The 16,708-nt window shown below is 34.9% G+C and carries 15 protein-coding genes; 11 read left to right on the top strand and 4 right to left on the bottom strand.

Annotation, left to right across the window (positions count from 1 at the left end; genetic code table 11):
* Positions 1-341 precede the first annotated feature (341 nt).
* From SJY37_RS13360 to tsaE, 3 genes are all read right to left on the bottom strand, one after another.
* On the bottom strand, positions 342-614 hold the full coding sequence (locus SJY37_RS13360) for a hypothetical protein (protein WP_298325443.1): 273 nt from the start codon (positions 612-614) through the stop codon (positions 342-344).
* A gap of 256 nt (positions 615-870) precedes the next feature.
* Positions 871-1,002, bottom strand: a complete 132-nt coding sequence (locus SJY37_RS13355) for a hypothetical protein (RefSeq protein WP_298325440.1) — start codon at positions 1,000-1,002, stop codon at positions 871-873.
* A gap of 267 nt (positions 1,003-1,269) precedes the next feature.
* Positions 1,270-1,671 carry a tRNA (adenosine(37)-N6)-threonylcarbamoyltransferase complex ATPase subunit type 1 TsaE gene (tsaE, locus tag SJY37_RS13350; protein WP_366519231.1) on the bottom strand — a complete coding sequence of 134 codons (402 nt, stop codon included), beginning with the start codon at positions 1,669-1,671 and terminating at the stop codon, positions 1,270-1,272.
* A 789-nt stretch (positions 1,672-2,460) separates the two neighbouring features.
* Here tsaE and SJY37_RS13345 point away from each other — a divergent pair.
* Together SJY37_RS13345 and SJY37_RS13340 are read left to right on the top strand one after the other, a co-directional pair.
* Positions 2,461-4,266 (top strand): helix-turn-helix domain-containing protein, encoded by a 1,806-nt coding sequence (locus tag SJY37_RS13345; RefSeq protein ID WP_379953224.1) that lies wholly within the window; start codon positions 2,461-2,463, stop codon positions 4,264-4,266.
* A gap of 276 nt (positions 4,267-4,542) precedes the next feature.
* Complete coding sequence (locus SJY37_RS13340; RefSeq protein WP_298325432.1) at positions 4,543-6,384, top strand: helix-turn-helix domain-containing protein; 1,842 nt, start codon at positions 4,543-4,545, stop codon at positions 6,382-6,384.
* Between the two features lie 99 nt (positions 6,385-6,483).
* On the opposite strand, the gene SJY37_RS13335 is transcribed toward SJY37_RS13340, so the two are convergent.
* On the bottom strand, positions 6,484-8,031 hold the full coding sequence (locus SJY37_RS13335; RefSeq protein ID WP_013752025.1) for a bifunctional response regulator/alkaline phosphatase family protein: 1,548 nt from the start codon (positions 8,029-8,031) through the stop codon (positions 6,484-6,486).
* A 118-nt stretch (positions 8,032-8,149) separates the two neighbouring features.
* Between SJY37_RS13335 and SJY37_RS13330 the strand changes: the two genes are divergently transcribed.
* The 9 genes from SJY37_RS13330 to fabG all read left to right on the top strand — a co-directional run bounded on the left by SJY37_RS13330 (position 8,150) and on the right by fabG (position 16,662).
* Positions 8,150-9,373, top strand: a complete 1,224-nt coding sequence (locus SJY37_RS13330) for an HD domain-containing protein (protein WP_379953223.1) — start codon at positions 8,150-8,152, stop codon at positions 9,371-9,373.
* A gap of 21 nt (positions 9,374-9,394) precedes the next feature.
* Complete coding sequence (lpxD, locus tag SJY37_RS13325; protein ID WP_298325429.1) at positions 9,395-10,420, top strand: UDP-3-O-(3-hydroxymyristoyl)glucosamine N-acyltransferase; 1,026 nt, start codon at positions 9,395-9,397, stop codon at positions 10,418-10,420.
* Positions 10,413-11,819 carry a bifunctional UDP-3-O-[3-hydroxymyristoyl] N-acetylglucosamine deacetylase/3-hydroxyacyl-ACP dehydratase gene (locus tag SJY37_RS13320; RefSeq protein ID WP_298325426.1) on the top strand — a complete coding sequence of 469 codons (1,407 nt, stop codon included), beginning with the start codon at positions 10,413-10,415 and terminating at the stop codon, positions 11,817-11,819. Before lpxD ends, SJY37_RS13320 begins: the two co-directional genes overlap by 8 nt.
* Position 11,820: 1 nt before the next feature.
* A complete protein-coding gene (gene lpxA / locus SJY37_RS13315; protein WP_013752029.1) occupies positions 11,821-12,603 on the top strand; it encodes an acyl-ACP--UDP-N-acetylglucosamine O-acyltransferase in 783 nt (260 codons plus the stop codon).
* A gap of 179 nt (positions 12,604-12,782) precedes the next feature.
* Positions 12,783-13,349: an elongation factor P gene (efp, locus tag SJY37_RS13310; RefSeq protein ID WP_298325419.1), complete on the top strand. Its 567-nt coding sequence runs from the start codon at positions 12,783-12,785 to the stop codon at positions 13,347-13,349.
* Positions 13,350-13,417: 68 nt separating this feature from the next.
* Positions 13,418-14,353 carry a UDP-3-O-(3-hydroxymyristoyl)glucosamine N-acyltransferase gene (locus SJY37_RS13305; protein ID WP_298325416.1) on the top strand — a complete coding sequence of 312 codons (936 nt, stop codon included), beginning with the start codon at positions 13,418-13,420 and terminating at the stop codon, positions 14,351-14,353.
* Positions 14,353-14,754, top strand: coding sequence for a nuclear transport factor 2 family protein (locus SJY37_RS13300; RefSeq protein ID WP_298325413.1), 402 nt, complete (start codon positions 14,353-14,355; stop codon positions 14,752-14,754). The genes SJY37_RS13305 and SJY37_RS13300 overlap by 1 nt, the downstream gene beginning before the upstream one ends.
* Before the next feature lie 72 nt (positions 14,755-14,826).
* A complete protein-coding gene (gene sucD / locus SJY37_RS13295) occupies positions 14,827-15,702 on the top strand; it encodes a succinate--CoA ligase subunit alpha (RefSeq protein ID WP_298325410.1) in 876 nt (291 codons plus the stop codon).
* A gap of 213 nt (positions 15,703-15,915) precedes the next feature.
* Entirely contained in the window at positions 15,916-16,662 is a 747-nt protein-coding gene (fabG, locus tag SJY37_RS13290) for a 3-oxoacyl-[acyl-carrier-protein] reductase (RefSeq protein ID WP_013752034.1), read from the top strand.
* The last annotated feature ends 46 nt before the right edge of the window (positions 16,663-16,708 follow it).

The raw sequence follows: 16,708 nt of genomic DNA, 5'->3' as shown, positions 1-16,708 counted from the left end.
TAGATTTAGAAAAGCCCTCAGTATGTGTTACTGGGGGCTTTTTTATGTATTGATGTTTAGAATACAAATATTAGTTATCTGCTAAGCAATCTTAACGTTTAAGCAAGCTTTAGCTATATGTAATTCATGGATACCGTTTAATTACCTGCGTGAGGGATAGTAGTGGTTACCCTGCAGTGTTGTGGAGCGATAGCGGAGCATCACGAAGCGTAAAAACGTATAGCCCGGTCACTATACTTGAAGAATTAAATGAATGAAGGATAGGGGCACGCCTTGATAAAAAGAAAGAGGCTATAAAAGTATATAATTGGCTCTGTAGCATATAACTATAATGTTATTGATTAATCCTCTAGTTCGTCATCTACTTCATCATCACCTACCTCTGGTAAATCAAGTGGAGAATCTGCGGGGATTTTTACAATTTTCCCGTTCCAGCGAACACGCTTTAATTCTTGATCTAGATCTACTCCGTATAAGCGATCAAAGATTTTGGTTCTTATGGTGTAGGATATAGCAGCAACAATGGCGATTAATGGAATAATTAATATTAATTCACTAGTATCTATTATGGATAAATCATCATTAAGAAGATTGAAGATTTGAAATACATACATTGATATAGGTATCAATATAGCATAATACCACCAGTGTTTACAGGTGAAAAACCAAACTAAGAGCAGAAGTAATGGGATTAACTTGCTAAGGAGAAACCAAGCCATAATTTGAACACTCTCATAGTATTTACTTTCATATATACCAAAAAAGGATTCCCAATACTTTTCGTCTGGGAATCCTTGATAAGAATAAAATAGGATAGGTGTTGATATAATAAACAACCCTATAAAACTGCCTATAGCTAAAGATTTTCTTTTATCCGTTAGGTGGTAATTTTTTGATTCTACTTTTTTCGAGTGCTTGTCCTGCATTTTCTGTAATAGCTGTGTACGATAATGCTGTTGCACCAGCGATCACTAGTGCTAAAAATAAAGCTTTAATTTTCATAATTTAGAGTGTTTTGAGTAATGATTTGTTGTTGCAAACATCACCCTAATCTCTCAAAATATTGCTAATTAATTTTTTATGTATATTCGCGCCCGTTTTGAAAAAAAAGGCACCCAGTATTATATATGTACGGTTTAAGGGGTTATCTATTAAATTCTTTAATTTCGTTTAAAGGTTTTAACCTTTGTTTTTTGCCTTTGTTAAAAAAACCTTAAAGAGAAAATTCTTACAATTTAAAATAATCGCTTTAACATTTTTTTAACATATCTAATGTAATGTCAATTGTCTTTTATCTGCACTTATTGTGGTAATCGTAATTTTTTGTGCATTTAATGGTAAAAAGGAGGTGATTTTTTCTGGCCATTCAATAAAAATCCAATCTCCTTGAGTTAAATATTCTTCAAAACCGAGATCCAAAGCCTCTTCTTCTTTTTCTAGTCTATAAAAATCAAAATGGTATAACACTTTGTTATTATCAGAAATATATTCGTTAACAATTGAAAAGGTAGGGCTACTTGCAGTCTCTTGTACGCCTAGTTCTTTTGCAAGCGATTTTACAAGTGTAGTCTTTCCTGCTCCCATTTCTCCATAAAAGAGAAGGATATTACTTTTTGAAGAAGAGATTATTGTTTTTGCAATATGCTCAATTTCAGACAAATTATAAATCATCTGCATTAGTAGGGTATTTAAGGGTGTTGCGAAGATAAGAAAATCTTAAAGTTTTAAGATTTTAAATTATAAAAGTAGACTTTATATGCCTTTAAACGATAATTTCTCGCTTTTCTAGGGAAATATACTTAAATATATAATTATTGGAGTGGTGTCCTTGATTCAAAAAGACAGAAGGAAAAATAATATAAATAGAGTGGTTGTGGTTAGAGGTGTGTAGGTGTAAAATAAAAATCGATGTCAACCTATAAATAGGTTTGAAGAATGTATTGAAAATATATTCTCCCTAATTACTAGTTAAAGTGCAAACCCCTAAAATGTAATTTCAAACTAGTTGTTAAACACCGATTTTAATTCTTCTTACTTGTAAGACTATAATTTGTGTTGGATGAAACACTAAATGATGTAAGTCCGTTTTTTGATTGATGAACATGTAGTTATTTTGTAACTAACTATATTGATGATTAGGAGTGTAAAAGTCAGCTATACTTAAGAGGATATCAAGAGTTGTGTAGGAACATTCATAAATTTTCGCTTTAAATTTATGATTTTTCCCATATTTATGAATCTTCCTTTTAATTCTTTGTTTTTTAAGGGTGGCAATCATAAAATTGAGGAATTTAGTAGTCATGAGATTTAATAATAGGGATATAAACTTTAACTTGCAGCCCGCTTAAATTTGCCTAAAACCAATTTTAATATATGAAGGAGTAAGATTTTTCTTAGAAAATAGTGCTCCCAATCGTTTCGTTAATGATTACAAAGTCCCCTTTATTTATAGTAATCTTTATGTGCTCTTTTTTCTCTATAAGTGCACAAGAGCTTCCATATCTATCAGATATTGCTGTACCTGATTCTATAGCTGTAAAAAGTTACCCTGTATTAAGAACTGAATTTTTTGCTCTTTTTAATGAATGTAAAACTTCGGTTGATTCATTGGTACTTGAATTAAAAGGAAAGGAGCTTGTAAGACGGGCTACATTAAGTAGAAACAAGTCCGATGTCGCTAAATTCTATTTGACTTTAGAAAATTTAAGGGATGGTGATTATGATATACTTGAATATATACTTGAGTATACAAGAACTAATGAGTTAGATGATTCCTACGAAGGAGGTTTGTTGCAAAAAGCTATTGCTCTTTATTATGATGAGCGAATCAAAGAGGCTCTAGCAGTAGCAGAAGAAGCGTATAGATTTTCTGAAAAAACTCAAAATGTATCTAATAAATGGGTCTTGAAAAGTCTTATTGGTACTCTACAAGTTGATTATGGTAATGTAACCACTGGATTGCAAAATCTAAAAGAGGTTGAGTCTATTTATGTCACTGGGGATGTTAAAACAATACACCCCTACAATACAGACTTTTACAATAGAGATGTGCTGGCATCTATTCGATATTCAATTGCAAAGACGTATTTTGAGATTGATAGTCTTGATGAGGCAGATGATTATATTGAAAAAGTTAAGTTATATGCTGAATCAGTAGGGGATAAAGATCATTTAGATTCTTATTTGGGCCTAAAAGCAGGGATACTAATTAAACAAAAAAGATATATAGAAGGTTTAGAAATAACCAATCAATATATTTCTAATGACTATGAAAAAGGAGATGATGAGTTGTCACATTCTTATGCTATGCAGGGTATTGCCTATGAAGGGTTGAATTTAGACGAAAAAGCAACTACTTCTTTCCTTACCGCTGATAGCCTCTTTGTAGTAGCAGGGGCCGATTACTATTATGATGAACTCAAGTATACATTTAATTATTTACTTAATCATTATAAGAAAGAAGGAAACACAAACAAACAAATAGAATATCTTAATAAAATGATTTCCTATGAGGAATCAGTAGGTAGTATTAAAGAATCTGTGAGCAACGGTGTATCGACTATGTATACTATCCCAGAGCTTACAGCTGAGAAAGAGTTTTTAATACGTAAGCTAGAAAAGGAAAAGTTCACAAGTAATGCAGGTGTTATTCTATTCTTAATCTTGAGTTGCATAGGAGTCGTCGTAGCGATATTTCAATACAGAAAAAAGCTTATTTATAAAAAGAGGTTTGATAATCTCAAAGTGACACTTGAGAAGCGTTTTAAAAATGAGGTTTCTTCTTCTATAAATACGACTAGTACGTCTGAGACAATTATTAAAAGCTCTTCACCACAATTAAAGTCTACACAAACAGATAAAATTAAAGCTGGTCTCAAAACTTTTGAGGAAACATTAATGTTTACAGAGGAAAATATCACGCTTAAGAGTCTAGCTCTTCAGGTAGGTACTAATTCATCATATCTGTCTAAATACATTAACGACAAGAAATCAGAGAATTTCTCTGTATATATAAATGACTTGCGTATCAATCATATACTTAAATTGCTCTATAGTTCTGAGAAAATAAGATCGTACACAGTGAGTGCTCTAGCAAAAGAGGTTGGTTTTTCTAATCCAAAATCTTTTTCAAACCACTTTAAACGTATTACTGGGCTTTCGGTGACCTATTTTATAAAAAATCTTGAGGATATTAAAGAAGTTTCTGCGAAAGAAAAGGGTGATAGTGTAATAGATTTTTTAGAGCGAATTAATAAAACTGGGTAAGCAGTTTTTACTCCAGTTATATGTCCTGTCCTTAAATAGCGATACACTAAATTCTCCTTTTAAATCTATGGTTGTTTCTATTTTTATAAGTGTACCCTTTAATTTTCAGTTTTTCAAGGGTGTCAATCACATAATGGAGGAATTTAGTACTCATGAGATTTAATTATAGGGATATAACTATTAACTTGCATCCCGTTTAAATAAGTTTAAAACCATTTTTTTTATACAAAGGAGTAAGATTTTTCTTAAAAAATAGTGCTCTCAATCGTTTAGTTAATGATTATAAGAACCCCTTTATTTATAATATTTTTTCTGTGCTCTTTGCTCTCCATAAGTGCACAAGAGCTCCCATATCTCTCTGAAATTGCTGTACCAGATTCTATAGCTGTGAAAAGCTACTCTGTATTAAGAACTGAATTTTATGCTCTTTCCAAGTTAAATAATTCTTCACTTGATTCGTTGGTGCTTGAATTAAAAGGAAAGGAACTCATAAAAAGAGCTATATTTAATGAAAACAAAAGTGATGTTGCTAAATTTTATTTGACATTAGACAATGCTAGAGGCAGTGATTATGATATACTAGATTATATACTTGAGTATACAAGAGCTAATGAGTTAGATGATAATTATGAGGCAGCTTTGTTGCAAAAAGCGATTGCTCTTTACTATGATGAGCGAATTGAAGATGCTCTAGCAGTAGCAGAAGAAGCGTATGAATTTTCTAATAAAACTCAGAATATATCCAATAAATGGGTCTTGAAAAACCTAATTGGTACTTTACAAGTTGATTATGGCAATGTATCCACTGGATTGAAAAATTTAAAAGAGGTAGCGTCCATTTATGTAACTGGAGAGGTTCAAACAATACATCCTTATAATACAGATAGTTATAATAGAGATGTGCTCGCGTCAGTGAGATATTCAATTGCAAAGACGTATTTTGAGATTGATAGTCTTGATAAGGCAGATTATTATATAGAGAAAGTAAAGGAATATGCGGATACTGGTGAAAATACAGAATATCATGATACTTATCTTGGTTTAAAAGCAGGGATATTAATCAAACAAAAAAAATACCTAGAAGGGTTAGATGTAACCAATCAATATATTTCTAATGACTATGAAAAAAGAGATGGAGAGTTATCTCATTCTTTTGCCATGCAGGGAATAGCTTATGAGGGGTTAAATATAAAAGAAAAGGCGACTACTTCATTTATAACTTCAGATAGTCTTTTTGTAGCAGCGGGATCTGATTATTATTTTGATGAGCTCAAGCATACATTTGATTATTTACTTAATCATTATAAGAATGAAGGAAATACCAATAAGCAAATAGAATACCTAAATAAAATGATTGCCTATGAGGAATCATTGGGTAGTATTAAAGAGTCTGTGAGTAACGGTGTCGTGTCTATGTATACTATCCCTGAGCTTACAGCTGAGAAGGAACTTTTAATACATAAGCTAGAAAAGGAAAAGTCAACAAGTAATGCTGGTGTTATTCTATTCTTAATCTTGAGTTGTTTAGGAGTCTTTCTAGCGATATTTCAATACAGAAAAAGGCTTATTTATAAAAAGAGGTTTGATAATCTCAAAGTGGCGCTTGAGAAGCGTATTAAAAATGAGGTGTCATCTCCTATAAATACAACTAGCACGGCTCAGGCAACTATTAAAAGTTCTCCACCACAATTAAAGTCTACGCAAACAGATAAAATTAAAGCTGGTCTCAAAACTTTTGAGGACACATTAATGTTTACAGAGGAAAATATCACGCTTAAGCGTTTAGCTCTCCAAGTGGGCACTAATTCAACATATCTGTCTAAGTATATTAATGATGAGAAATCAGAGAATTTCTCTGTTTATATTAATGACTTGCGTATTAATCATGTACTCAAACTGCTCTATAGTTCTGAGAAAATAAGAACGTACACAGTGAGTGCTCTAGCCAAAGAGGTTGGTTTTTCTAATTCAAAATCTTTTTCAAACCACTTTAAACGTATTACGGGGCTTTCGGTGTCTTACTTTGTAAAAAATCTTGAGGATATTAAAGAGCCTTCTGCGAAAGAAAAGGATGATAATGTAATAGATTTTTTAGATCGAATTAATAAAACTGGCTAAGCAGCTCTTTGAGTTTATATACAACCATAAAAAAAACCACAGCTTATATTGCTGTGGTTTTGTTGTTTGTGGTCACGCTTTCGCGAAAGCGTAACATTTCTATTTAGGTTCAAGCACCACAAAAGGAATCACCATTTCTTCAAGGCTTACGCCTCCATGCTGGTATGTATTTCTGTAATAACTTACGTAGTGATTAAAATTATTAGGATAGGCAAAGAATAGGTCTCCCTTTGCAAATATGAATGAGCTACTCATATTAATAGTAGGTAGGTGTATCGTGCGAGGATCTTCGGCAGCAAGTACGTCTTTATTTTCATACGTGAGACTTCTTCCTGTTTTATAACGCAGGTTGAGACTTGTATTCTTATCACCAATAACTTTAGATGGATTTTTGACATTAATAGTGCCATGATCTGTAGTAAGTATAAGCTTCATACCTAGCTCTTGCGCTTGCTGTATCATCGTGAGTAGCGGTGAGTTTTTAAACCAACTCTCTGTAAGTGATCTGTATGCCTTGTCATTACTAGCGAGTTCTTTAATTACTTCCATTTCTGTCTTAGAGTGAGAAAGCATATCTACAAAATTGTAAACGACTACCGTAAGATCATTGTTTTTCTGAGATTTAAAATTATCGGCAAGTTTTTTACCATTTTTCAAGTTGGTGATTTTGTGATATTCCCAGCTTAGGTCAAGACGTAGTCTTTTAAGTTGTGCCTCTAGAAAATCTGCCTCGTGCATATTTTTTCCTCCCTCATCTGTATCATCAAGCCATAAATCTGGATGTTTCTTTTTCATTTCTTCTGGCATGAGTCCAGAGAAGATTGCATTACGCGCATACTGCGTTGCCGTAGGTAAGATGCTGTAATAAGGCTCTTCTTGTACCTTTTTATAATGCGCATTAAGGTGCGGCTCAAAAGCCTTCCATTGATCATAGCGCATGTTGTCTATGACAATGAATAGGGTAGGGCTACCTTTTTTAAGATGTGGCTGTACCTTGTCTTTAAATAAGGTGTGAGACATCGTAGGTCCCTCATAGCCGTTAAACCAATCTGGGTAGTTTTTATCAATAAATTTACAAAACTGATTATTTGCTTCAGATTTTTGAGATTCTAATATCTCAAACATTCCAGTATCTTCTATCCCCTCAAGCTCCATCTCCCAGTATATAAGCTTTTGATAAAGCTCAGACCATTCTTCAAAACTATTTACCATAGATAAATCCATAGCAATCTTACGGAATTCTTGCTGGTAAGAAGAGGTGGTTTTCTGACTTATTAATCTACTATGATCAAGATTTTTCTTTAAACTCAGTAATATCTGGTTAGGATTTACTGGTTTAATGAGGTAGTCTACTATTTTAGAGCCTATCGCTTCCTCCATAATATACTCTTCTTCACTTTTAGTAATCATAACAACAGGAACATTTTCCCGTTTATTCTTGATTTCGCTTAAAGTTTCTAGACCCGATAGGCCTGGCATATTTTCATCAAGAAAAATGATATCAAAGTTTTGTTCATCAATCATTTCTACGGCTTCGGCGCCATTATCACAAGTAGTTACGCTATAATTCTTTTTCTCAAGAAATAAAATATGTGGTTTAAGTAAGTCAATTTCGTCATCTACCCAAAGTATTTGTATGTTGCTCATATAATTAGTTAAGTATGTTAGTTTTTAAGAGGCTCCTTGTTTGCAAGGCGAAACCTTATATTTGTATGTAATACGCTTTCGCGAAAGCATAAAAAATAGAAATCCAAAATTTTTAATATTGAGGTCTCCCAAAGTTACAATTATTAACGACCCTATTTATGGGTTTATTACTATACCTAATGGTGTGGTCTTTGATTTGATACAGCACAAATACTTTCAGAGACTTCGTCGCATCACGCAGATGGGATTGTCATATCTTGTATATCCTGGAGCGCATCACACGCGTTTTCAGCACGCGATAGGATGTCTTGGTGTTATGCAAAAAGCTATCAAAGTCCTTGAAGACAAAGGCGTTGAGATATCAAAAGAGGAAAAAGAAGGCGTGTTTATTGCAATCTTACTTCATGATATAGGTCACGGTCCTTTCTCTCATGCTATGGAACATAGTATTGTAGAAGGTGTAAGTCATGAGCATATTTCTCTCTTATTTATGGAGGCTCTTAATGCTGAGTTTAACGGAAGTTTAACGCTGGCTATTGAGATTTTCAAAGGGTCTTATCATCGCTCTTTTTTAAATCAGCTGGTTTCTGGTCAGCTAGATATGGATCGTACAGACTATTTAAAACGTGATAGTTTTTATACGGGAATGGCAGAAGGCAATATTAATACAGAACGTATAGTTGCTATGCTTAACGTGATGGATGATAAGCTTGTAGTAGAAGAAAAGGGTGTCTATACCGTAGAGAAGTTTCTTGTCGCTAGAAGGCTCATGTACTGGCAAGTGTACCTACATAAAACAGGTATTGTTGCAGAACAATTGATAACAAGAGTACTCAAGCGTGCAAAAGAACTCTCTCATAACGGAGTTGTACTATCTTCAAATAAAGCATTGCAGTATTTTTTACAGCATAGAATTGATAGCGATACCATTAAAAATAGCCTTGATACGTTTGCTCAGTTAGACGATTATGATATTATTTCTGCTATGAAAGAATGGTGTTTTAATGAAGATTTTGTGCTTTCTGAGTTGTCTAAGGCGATAATAAATAGAGATCTTCTAAATGTAAAAATTAAAAAGAAACCTTTTGCAGCGTCTAAGCTTGAGCAACATAAGTCCTTATTAATGGAGGAATTTAATATAACTGAACATGAGGCATCATACTTTGTGTTTACAGGGACTATATCAAACCAAGCTTATAATTATGAGAAGGGTGGAATCAATATTCTTCTCAATAGTGGGAAGATTGTAGATGTGGTAAAAGCAAGTGATCAATTAAGTTTAAAGTCACTTACAAAAGAAGTAGTTAAAAACTATCTCTGTTACCCAAAACCTAAACGTTAATTTTTCCTATTTTTGTCATCCATGAAATTTACCGCAAACCAAATCGCAGGAATACTAGAAGGAACTATAGAAGGTAACCCGGATGTAGAAGTATCGAAGCTTGCAAAAATAGAAGAAGGAATCCCAGGATCATTAACTTTCCTAGCAAATCCTAAGTATACATCATTTATATATACTACAGAGGCAAGTATTGCCATAGTAGGAAATGATTTTGAAGCAGAACAACCCGTTAAGCCTACGCTTATACGAGTAGAGGATGCTTATAAGTCATTTTCAAAATTACTTGAGTATTATAATCAAGTAAAACTTAATAAATCTGGAATAGAGCAGCCTTGCTTTATATCTGAAACAGCTACTTATGGAGACGGTCTTTATCTAGGTGCTTTTTCATACCTAGGAGAGAATGTAACTATAGGCAATAATGTAAAAATTTATCCTAATGTTTATATAGGGGATAATGTTACTATAGGAGATAACTGTGTACTCTTTGCAGGATCAAAAGTATATTCTGACTGTGTTATAGGTAACACGGTTTATATACACAGTGGTGCTATTGTAGGTGCAGATGGTTTTGGCTTTACTCCAAATGAAAAAGGAGAATATAGCAAAGTACCTCAAACTGGGAATGTAATTATAGAAGATCACGTAGATATAGGAGCAGGAACTACAATAGATCGTGCAACATTAGGGTCTACTGTGATTAGAACAGGTGTTAAACTTGATAACCAGATTCAGATTGCACATAATGTTGAGATAGGGTCTCATACAGCTATTGCTGCACAGACTGGTATTGCTGGTTCTACAAAAATAGGAAAGCATTGCCTTATAGGTGGGCAAGTAGGTATCTCTGGACACTTAACTATAGGTGATAATGTGCGTATACAAGCACAATCTGGAATAGGAAGAAATATAAAGGATAATGAAGTGCTGCAGGGATCTCCATCATTTAATTATTCTGATTGGAATCGTTCATACGTACACTTTAAAAATTTACCAAAAATTGTACAAACGGTAAACGAATTAAAAAAACAACAAAATAATGAGTAACGCTAAAGCACAACAACGTACGATAGCTAAAGAAATAAGCTTAAAAGGTGTAGGTCTGCACACAGGTGCAGATGTACTTATGACCTTTAAGCCAGCTCCAGAGAATCACGGGTATAAATTTAAACGCCTTGATCTTGAAGGAGAGCCAGTACTAAATGCAGATGCTTCTCTTGTAACTAATACACAACGAGGAACAAACCTTGAAAGAAACGGCGTTTCTATTCAGACCACAGAGCACGTACTTGCTGCTTGCGTAGGACTTGAAATAGATAACCTTCTTATAGAGCTCAATGCTTCTGAGCCTCCTATTATGGATGGTTCTTCAAAGTTTTTTGTAGAAGCACTAGAAGAAGCAGGGATCTTAGAACAAGAGGCTATACGAGATGAATATATCGTTAAAGATATTATCACTTTTCTAGATGAAGAGTCTGGGAGTGAAATCATTTTAATGCCGGCAGATGAGTATCAAGTAACCACAATGGTAGACTTTGGTACTAAAGTGCTAGGTACTCAAAATGCAAGCATACAGCATATCTCACAATTTAAGGAGGAAATATCAGATAGTAGAACCTTCAGTTTTCTGCACGAGATAGAGATGTTGCTTGAGCACGGTCTCATTAAAGGAGGAGATCTCAATAATGCTATTGTATATGTAGATAAGGAATTATCTCCTAGTACAATGGAAAAGTTGAAGGTAGCCTTTAATAAAGATGATATCGCTGTTAAGCCTAACGGCATACTAGATAACCTTACTTTGCACCATGCTAATGAAGCAGCACGTCATAAATTACTTGACGTGATAGGAGACTTAGCACTAGCAGGTACAAGAATACGTGGTAAAATCATTGCAAATAAGCCTGGACACTTTGTAAATACACAGTTTGCAAAGAAGCTTCAGAAAATCATTAAGAATGAACGTCGTAATTACGTTCCAGATGTAGATTTGCACGCAACTCCCGTAAAGGATGTAAATCAAATTATGGAGATGTTACCACACAGACCTCCATTCTTGCTCGTAGATAAGATTTTAGAGCTTACAAAAGAGCATGTGATAGGAGTGAAGAATGTAACAATGAATGAGCCATTCTTTGTGGGTCATTTTCCTGGATCTCCGGTAATGCCTGGTGTACTTCAAATAGAAGCAATGGCTCAAACGGGAGGTATTTTAGTTTTAAGTACCGTTCCAGATCCAGAAAACTATCTAACTTATTTACTTAAAATAGATAAAGTAAGATATAAGCATCAGGTAGTACCTGGTGATACACTTATTTTCAAATTAGACCTAATGTCACCTATACGTAGAGGAATCTGCCAGATGCAAGCTCGCGCTTATGCAAATGGTAAACTTGTCTCAGAAGCCGAAATAATGGCACAAATAGTAAAAGTAAAAAATCTCTAGTATGAATCAGCCATTAGCATATGTGCACCCAGGTGCAAAAATTGCAAAGAATGTAGTTATAGAACCATTTACAACCATACATAATAATGTTGTAATAGGTGAGGGTAGCTGGATAGGGTCTAATGTGACCATTATGGAAGGTGCTCGCATAGGGAAGAATGTAAGTATCTTTCCAGGCGCAGTAATCTCTGCAGTACCACAAGATAAAAAGTTTAATGACGAGGATACCGTTACAATCATAGGTGATAACACAACCATACGTGAGTGTGTGACTATTAACCGTGGTACCTCAGATCGTATGAAAACTCAGGTAGGAAACAATTGTTGGATTATGGCATATTGCCATATTGCTCATGATTGTATCGTAGGTGATAATTGTATTTTTTCTAATAACAGTACGCTCGCTGGGCACATCACTGTAGGTGATTATGTAGTACTAGCAGGAATGGCTGCAATACAGCAGTTTTGTACGATAGGGAGCCATGCTTTTGTAACTGGTGGGTCACTAGTACGTAAGGATGTGCCACCTTTTGTAAAGGCTGGTCGTGAGCCATTGAGCTATGTAGGGATTAACTCTATAGGACTACGTCGCCGCGGATTTACAACAGAAAAAATACGTGAGATTCAGGATATATTCCGCATCTTGTATCAGAAAAATTATAATAACTCTCAGGCTGTTGCAATTATAGAAGCAGAGATGGAAGCTACTCAAGAACGTGATGAGATATTGCAATTTATACGTAATTCTCAACGCGGTATTATGAAAGGATACTTCAATTCATAAGTTTTCTTTTACGCTTTCGCGAAAATTTGACAACATCACACTCATGCTTTTACCTAACATAAGTTGAGCTGAGAAATCCATAAAACGGAGAGATTGATAATCTTTTCATATTTTCGCGAAAGCGAGATTAACTTTTAATTAAATAAGAATTCTGCATTTGCAGAAACTTGATACTATATATGGCAACAACATCAGACATACGCAACGGACTTTGTATACACTACAATCACGATATTTATAAAATCATCGAATTTTTACACGTAAAGCCAGGTAAAGGCCCAGCATTTGTAAGAACAAAAATGAAAAGTGTTACCTCTGGAAAAGTATTAGATAATACATTTTCTGCAGGACATAAGATTGAAGAAGTGCGTGTAGAGACGCATAAATTTCAGTTTTTATATAATGATGCAGAAGGCTATCACTTTATGAATACAGAAGACTATACGCAAATCGCTTTACAAGAGACTGCGCTAGATCGTTCTAATTTATTGAAAGAAGGAGAGGTTGTTACTGTGTTAATTAATACAGAAGATAATGCACCACTTTCTGTAGATATGCCAGCATCTGTAATTCTTGAAGTAACGCACACAGAACCTGGTGTTAAAGGAAATACGGCTACTAATGCGACAAAGCCAGCAACTGTTGAGACAGGAGCAGAAGTAAACGTTCCTTTGTTTATTAATGAAGGAGATAAGATAAAAATAGAGACCGAAAAAGGGACCTATAAAGAGCGCGTTAAGGAATAGATAATTTACCCATTAACTTATTATATAAATCCCGTCAAATGACGGGATTTTCTTTTATATTCGTAATCGTGAAATTTAAAAAACAACATACGCTTCAAGATATTGCAAGTCTTCTTAATGTCACTTTTGTGGGTGATCCTTTGTTTCCAGTTTTGGGTATGAATGAGATCCATGTGGTAACACCAGGAGATATTGTCTTTGTAGATCATCCTAAGTATTACGACAAGGCGCTACAAAGTGCTGCGACTATAGTACTTATTAACAAAGAAGTAGCTTGCCCAGAAGGTAAAGCGCTTTTAATATCTGATGATCCCTTTAGAGACTTTAATAAGCTTACTGATCACTTTAAACCATTCAAAAGTGCAGCAGCTGCCATAGCAGAGACGGCAATTATAGGTCAGGGAACCGTTATACAGCCTAATGTCTTTGTTGGCAATAACGTGGTTATAGGTGATAACTGTACCATACACCCTAATGTATGTTTATATGACAATACGATTATAGGTGATAACGTTACTATACACGCAGGAAGCATACTAGGTGCAGACGCATTTTATTATAAAAAACGTCCAGAAGGTTTTGATAAACTTAAATCTGGTGGTCGTGTTGTAATAGAAGATAATGTAGATATAGGAGCTGGGACAACTATAGATAAAGGGGTTACTGGAGATACAACGATAGGTAAAGGAACTAAGATTGATAACCAAGTTCACGTAGGTCATGATACTGTAATAGGAGAACGCGTTTTAATCGCGGCTCAAACTACCATAGCTGGTTGTGTTGTCATAGAGGACGAAGTGACTTTATGGGGACAGGTAGGAGTTACTAGTGGTATATCTATAGGGAAGAAGGCTATCATATCTGCACAAAGTGGTGTGAGTAAGTCCCTAGAAGGAGAAAAGAGTTATTTTGGATCACCAGCAGGTGATTTCAGAACAAAATATAAAGAGCTTGCAGCGTTAAGACAAGTGCAAGAATTATTAGAAAAACTAAAGCAACAATAATGGCTAAGAGTAATAAGAAAATCGTAAAAGAGTTTTATAGCTCAGACTTTTTTAATGACACAACTGCTTTTGATGAGTATATTCATCCTGATATGCAGCTTTTTTGGAATGCAAAAACAGGCTACAATCATATGGAAATAGCAGGTTTAAAAGAAATGGCAGCAGAGGCTGGTAAATCTTTTGATGCGGTACGTCCAGAGATTACACACCTTCTTTCTAAAGATGATCAGGTAGTGATAAGGTTCACTTATTTTGTAACTACGATCGAGCAACCAGATACAGAGCAACCTATGGCACATTTTATGGCTATATGGGAAATGAAGGATGGTTTGATGTACAGAGGGTACCAAATGAGCCAACCAGCTGAAGAAGCAAAAGAGAGCATGAAATCTTGGAAGTAAATTTCATTGTTTTTACTTCATAATACTTAACCAAACTGTTACTTTTGCAGTGCAAAATTTTAAAACAAACCGATGAGCGTTTTAGTTAATAAAGATTCGAAAATAATTGTTCAAGGATTCACAGGTAGCGAAGGAACTTTCCACGCGGGCCAGATGATTGATTATGGAACAAACGTAGTAGGTGGTGTAACTCCAGGAAAAGGAGGACAAACACATCTTGATAAGCCTGTTTTTAATACCGTTCAAGAAGCAGTAGAAAAAGTAGGAGCAGATACTACTATTATTTTTGTACCGCCAGCATTTGCTGCAGATGCAATTATGGAAGCTGCAGATGCAGGAATCAAAGTGATTATCACAATTACAGAAGGTATCCCTGTTGCAGATATGATCAAAGCATCAGACTATATCTCTACAAAAGAGTGTCGCCTTATAGGACCTAACTGTCCAGGTGTTATTACTCCAGGTGAGGCAAAAGTAGGTATCATGCCAGGTTTTGTATTTAAGAAAGGAACTGTAGGTATTGTTTCAAAATCTGGAACACTTACGTATGAAGCGGCAGATCAGGTTGTAAAACAAGGTCTTGGTATTACTACAGCAATCGGTATTGGAGGAGATCCTATTATAGGAACTACTACAAAAGAAGCAGTAGAGATGCTTATCAATGATCCAGAAACAGAAGCTGTTGTAATGATAGGTGAGATAGGTGGTCAACTAGAGGGTGACGCTGCAAAGTGGTACAAAGAAAGCGGTAGCAAGAAGCCAGTAATAGGTTTTATCGCAGGTGAAACTGCACCAGCTGGACGTACTATGGGTCATGCAGGAGCAATTGTAGGTGGATCTGATGATACAGCTCAAGCTAAAAAAGAAATAATGAGAGAATGTGGTATTCACGTTGTGGATAGCCCAGCAGAAATAGGTAAAAAAGTTGCCGAAGTTTTAGGTAAATAATTTTACGATACATTATAAAGAAACCTCCTTTTTTAGGGAGGTTTTTTTGTTTCTAGTCGGTATCGTAATTCTTATATTTGAGTAAGTAAATTTAGCGATGTACGCTTTCGCGAAAGCGTGACGATACAACCTAATATTTAAACCAATTAGATCAATAAAAATAACCTCAGACAGTAATTATAATAGGTTAACTGTCTATTCATAGCATTTAATATGAAATTATTAGAAGGAAAAACAGCTATCATCACTGGTGCTAGCCGTGGAATAGGAAAAGGAATCGCAGAAGTATTTGCTCAACATGGAGCAAATGTTGCTTTTACATACAGTTCATCATCTGCCGCGGCAGATGAACTAGAGAAAAGTCTAGAGAGCACAGGAGTAAAAATCAAAGGATATAAAAGTAATGCAGCAGATTTTGAGCAGGCTCAAGAGCTTGTGAAGAACGTGCTTGAAGATTTTGGAACTATTGATATTCTTGTAAATAATGCAGGTATTACAAAGGATAATCTCCTTATGCGTATGTCTGAAGAGGATTTTGATAACGTAATAGAGGTAAACCTTAAGTCTATTTTTAATATGACTAAAGCAGTGCAGCGCACAATGCTTAAAGCTCGCAAAGGAAGTATCATTAACATGAGCTCTGTAGTTGGAGTAAAAGGAAATGCTGGTCAAGCAAACTATGCTGCCTCAAAGGCTGGAATGATAGGTTTCTCTAAATCTATGGCACTTGAGCTAGGTTCTCGTAACATACGTACAAACGTGATTGCTCCCGGATTTATCGAGACTGAGATGACAGGTAAGCTTGATGAAGCTACTGTAGATGGATGGAGACAGTCTATACCATTAAAACGCGGTGGAAGCCCAGAAGATATTGCAAACGCTTGCGTATTTCTTGCTAGTGATATGAGTGCATATATCACAGGTCAAGTTATTAATGTAGACGGAGGAATGCTGACGTAATTTACGAGTTACGTGACTATTGCCCATGCTCAATATATTTGAGATA

Origin of the sequence: Dokdonia sp. R78006, assembly GCF_042466145.1 — a bacterium.
In the GTDB taxonomy this organism is placed as follows: domain Bacteria; phylum Bacteroidota; class Bacteroidia; order Flavobacteriales; family Flavobacteriaceae; genus Dokdonia.
Note: the sequence above shows the minus strand (reverse complement) of the source record. Positions and strands in the feature narration are given on the sequence as shown.

Excerpts from the sequence above, each read along its gene's own strand:
- SJY37_RS13360 (WP_298325443.1), bottom strand. The coding sequence starts at position 614 with ATGTATGTATTTCAAATCTTCAATCTTCTTAATGATGATTTATCCATA.
- SJY37_RS13355 (WP_298325440.1), bottom strand. The coding sequence starts at position 1,002 with ATGAAAATTAAAGCTTTATTTTTAGCACTAGTGATCGCTGGTGCAACA.
- tsaE (WP_366519231.1), bottom strand. The coding sequence starts at position 1,671 with ATGATTTATAATTTGTCTGAAATTGAGCATATTGCAAAAACAATAATC.
- SJY37_RS13345 (WP_379953224.1), top strand. The coding sequence starts at position 2,461 with ATGTGCTCTTTTTTCTCTATAAGTGCACAAGAGCTTCCATATCTATCA.
- SJY37_RS13340 (WP_298325432.1), top strand. The coding sequence starts at position 4,543 with ATGATTATAAGAACCCCTTTATTTATAATATTTTTTCTGTGCTCTTTG.
- SJY37_RS13335 (WP_013752025.1), bottom strand. The coding sequence starts at position 8,031 with ATGAGCAACATACAAATACTTTGGGTAGATGACGAAATTGACTTACTT.
- lpxD (WP_298325429.1), top strand. The coding sequence starts at position 9,395 with ATGAAATTTACCGCAAACCAAATCGCAGGAATACTAGAAGGAACTATA.
- SJY37_RS13320 (WP_298325426.1), top strand. The coding sequence starts at position 10,413 with ATGAGTAACGCTAAAGCACAACAACGTACGATAGCTAAAGAAATAAGC.
- lpxA (WP_013752029.1), top strand. The coding sequence starts at position 11,821 with ATGAATCAGCCATTAGCATATGTGCACCCAGGTGCAAAAATTGCAAAG.
- efp (WP_298325419.1), top strand. The coding sequence starts at position 12,783 with ATGGCAACAACATCAGACATACGCAACGGACTTTGTATACACTACAAT.
- SJY37_RS13300 (WP_298325413.1), top strand. The coding sequence starts at position 14,353 with ATGGCTAAGAGTAATAAGAAAATCGTAAAAGAGTTTTATAGCTCAGAC.
- sucD (WP_298325410.1), top strand. The coding sequence starts at position 14,827 with ATGAGCGTTTTAGTTAATAAAGATTCGAAAATAATTGTTCAAGGATTC.
- fabG (WP_013752034.1), top strand. The coding sequence starts at position 15,916 with ATGAAATTATTAGAAGGAAAAACAGCTATCATCACTGGTGCTAGCCGT.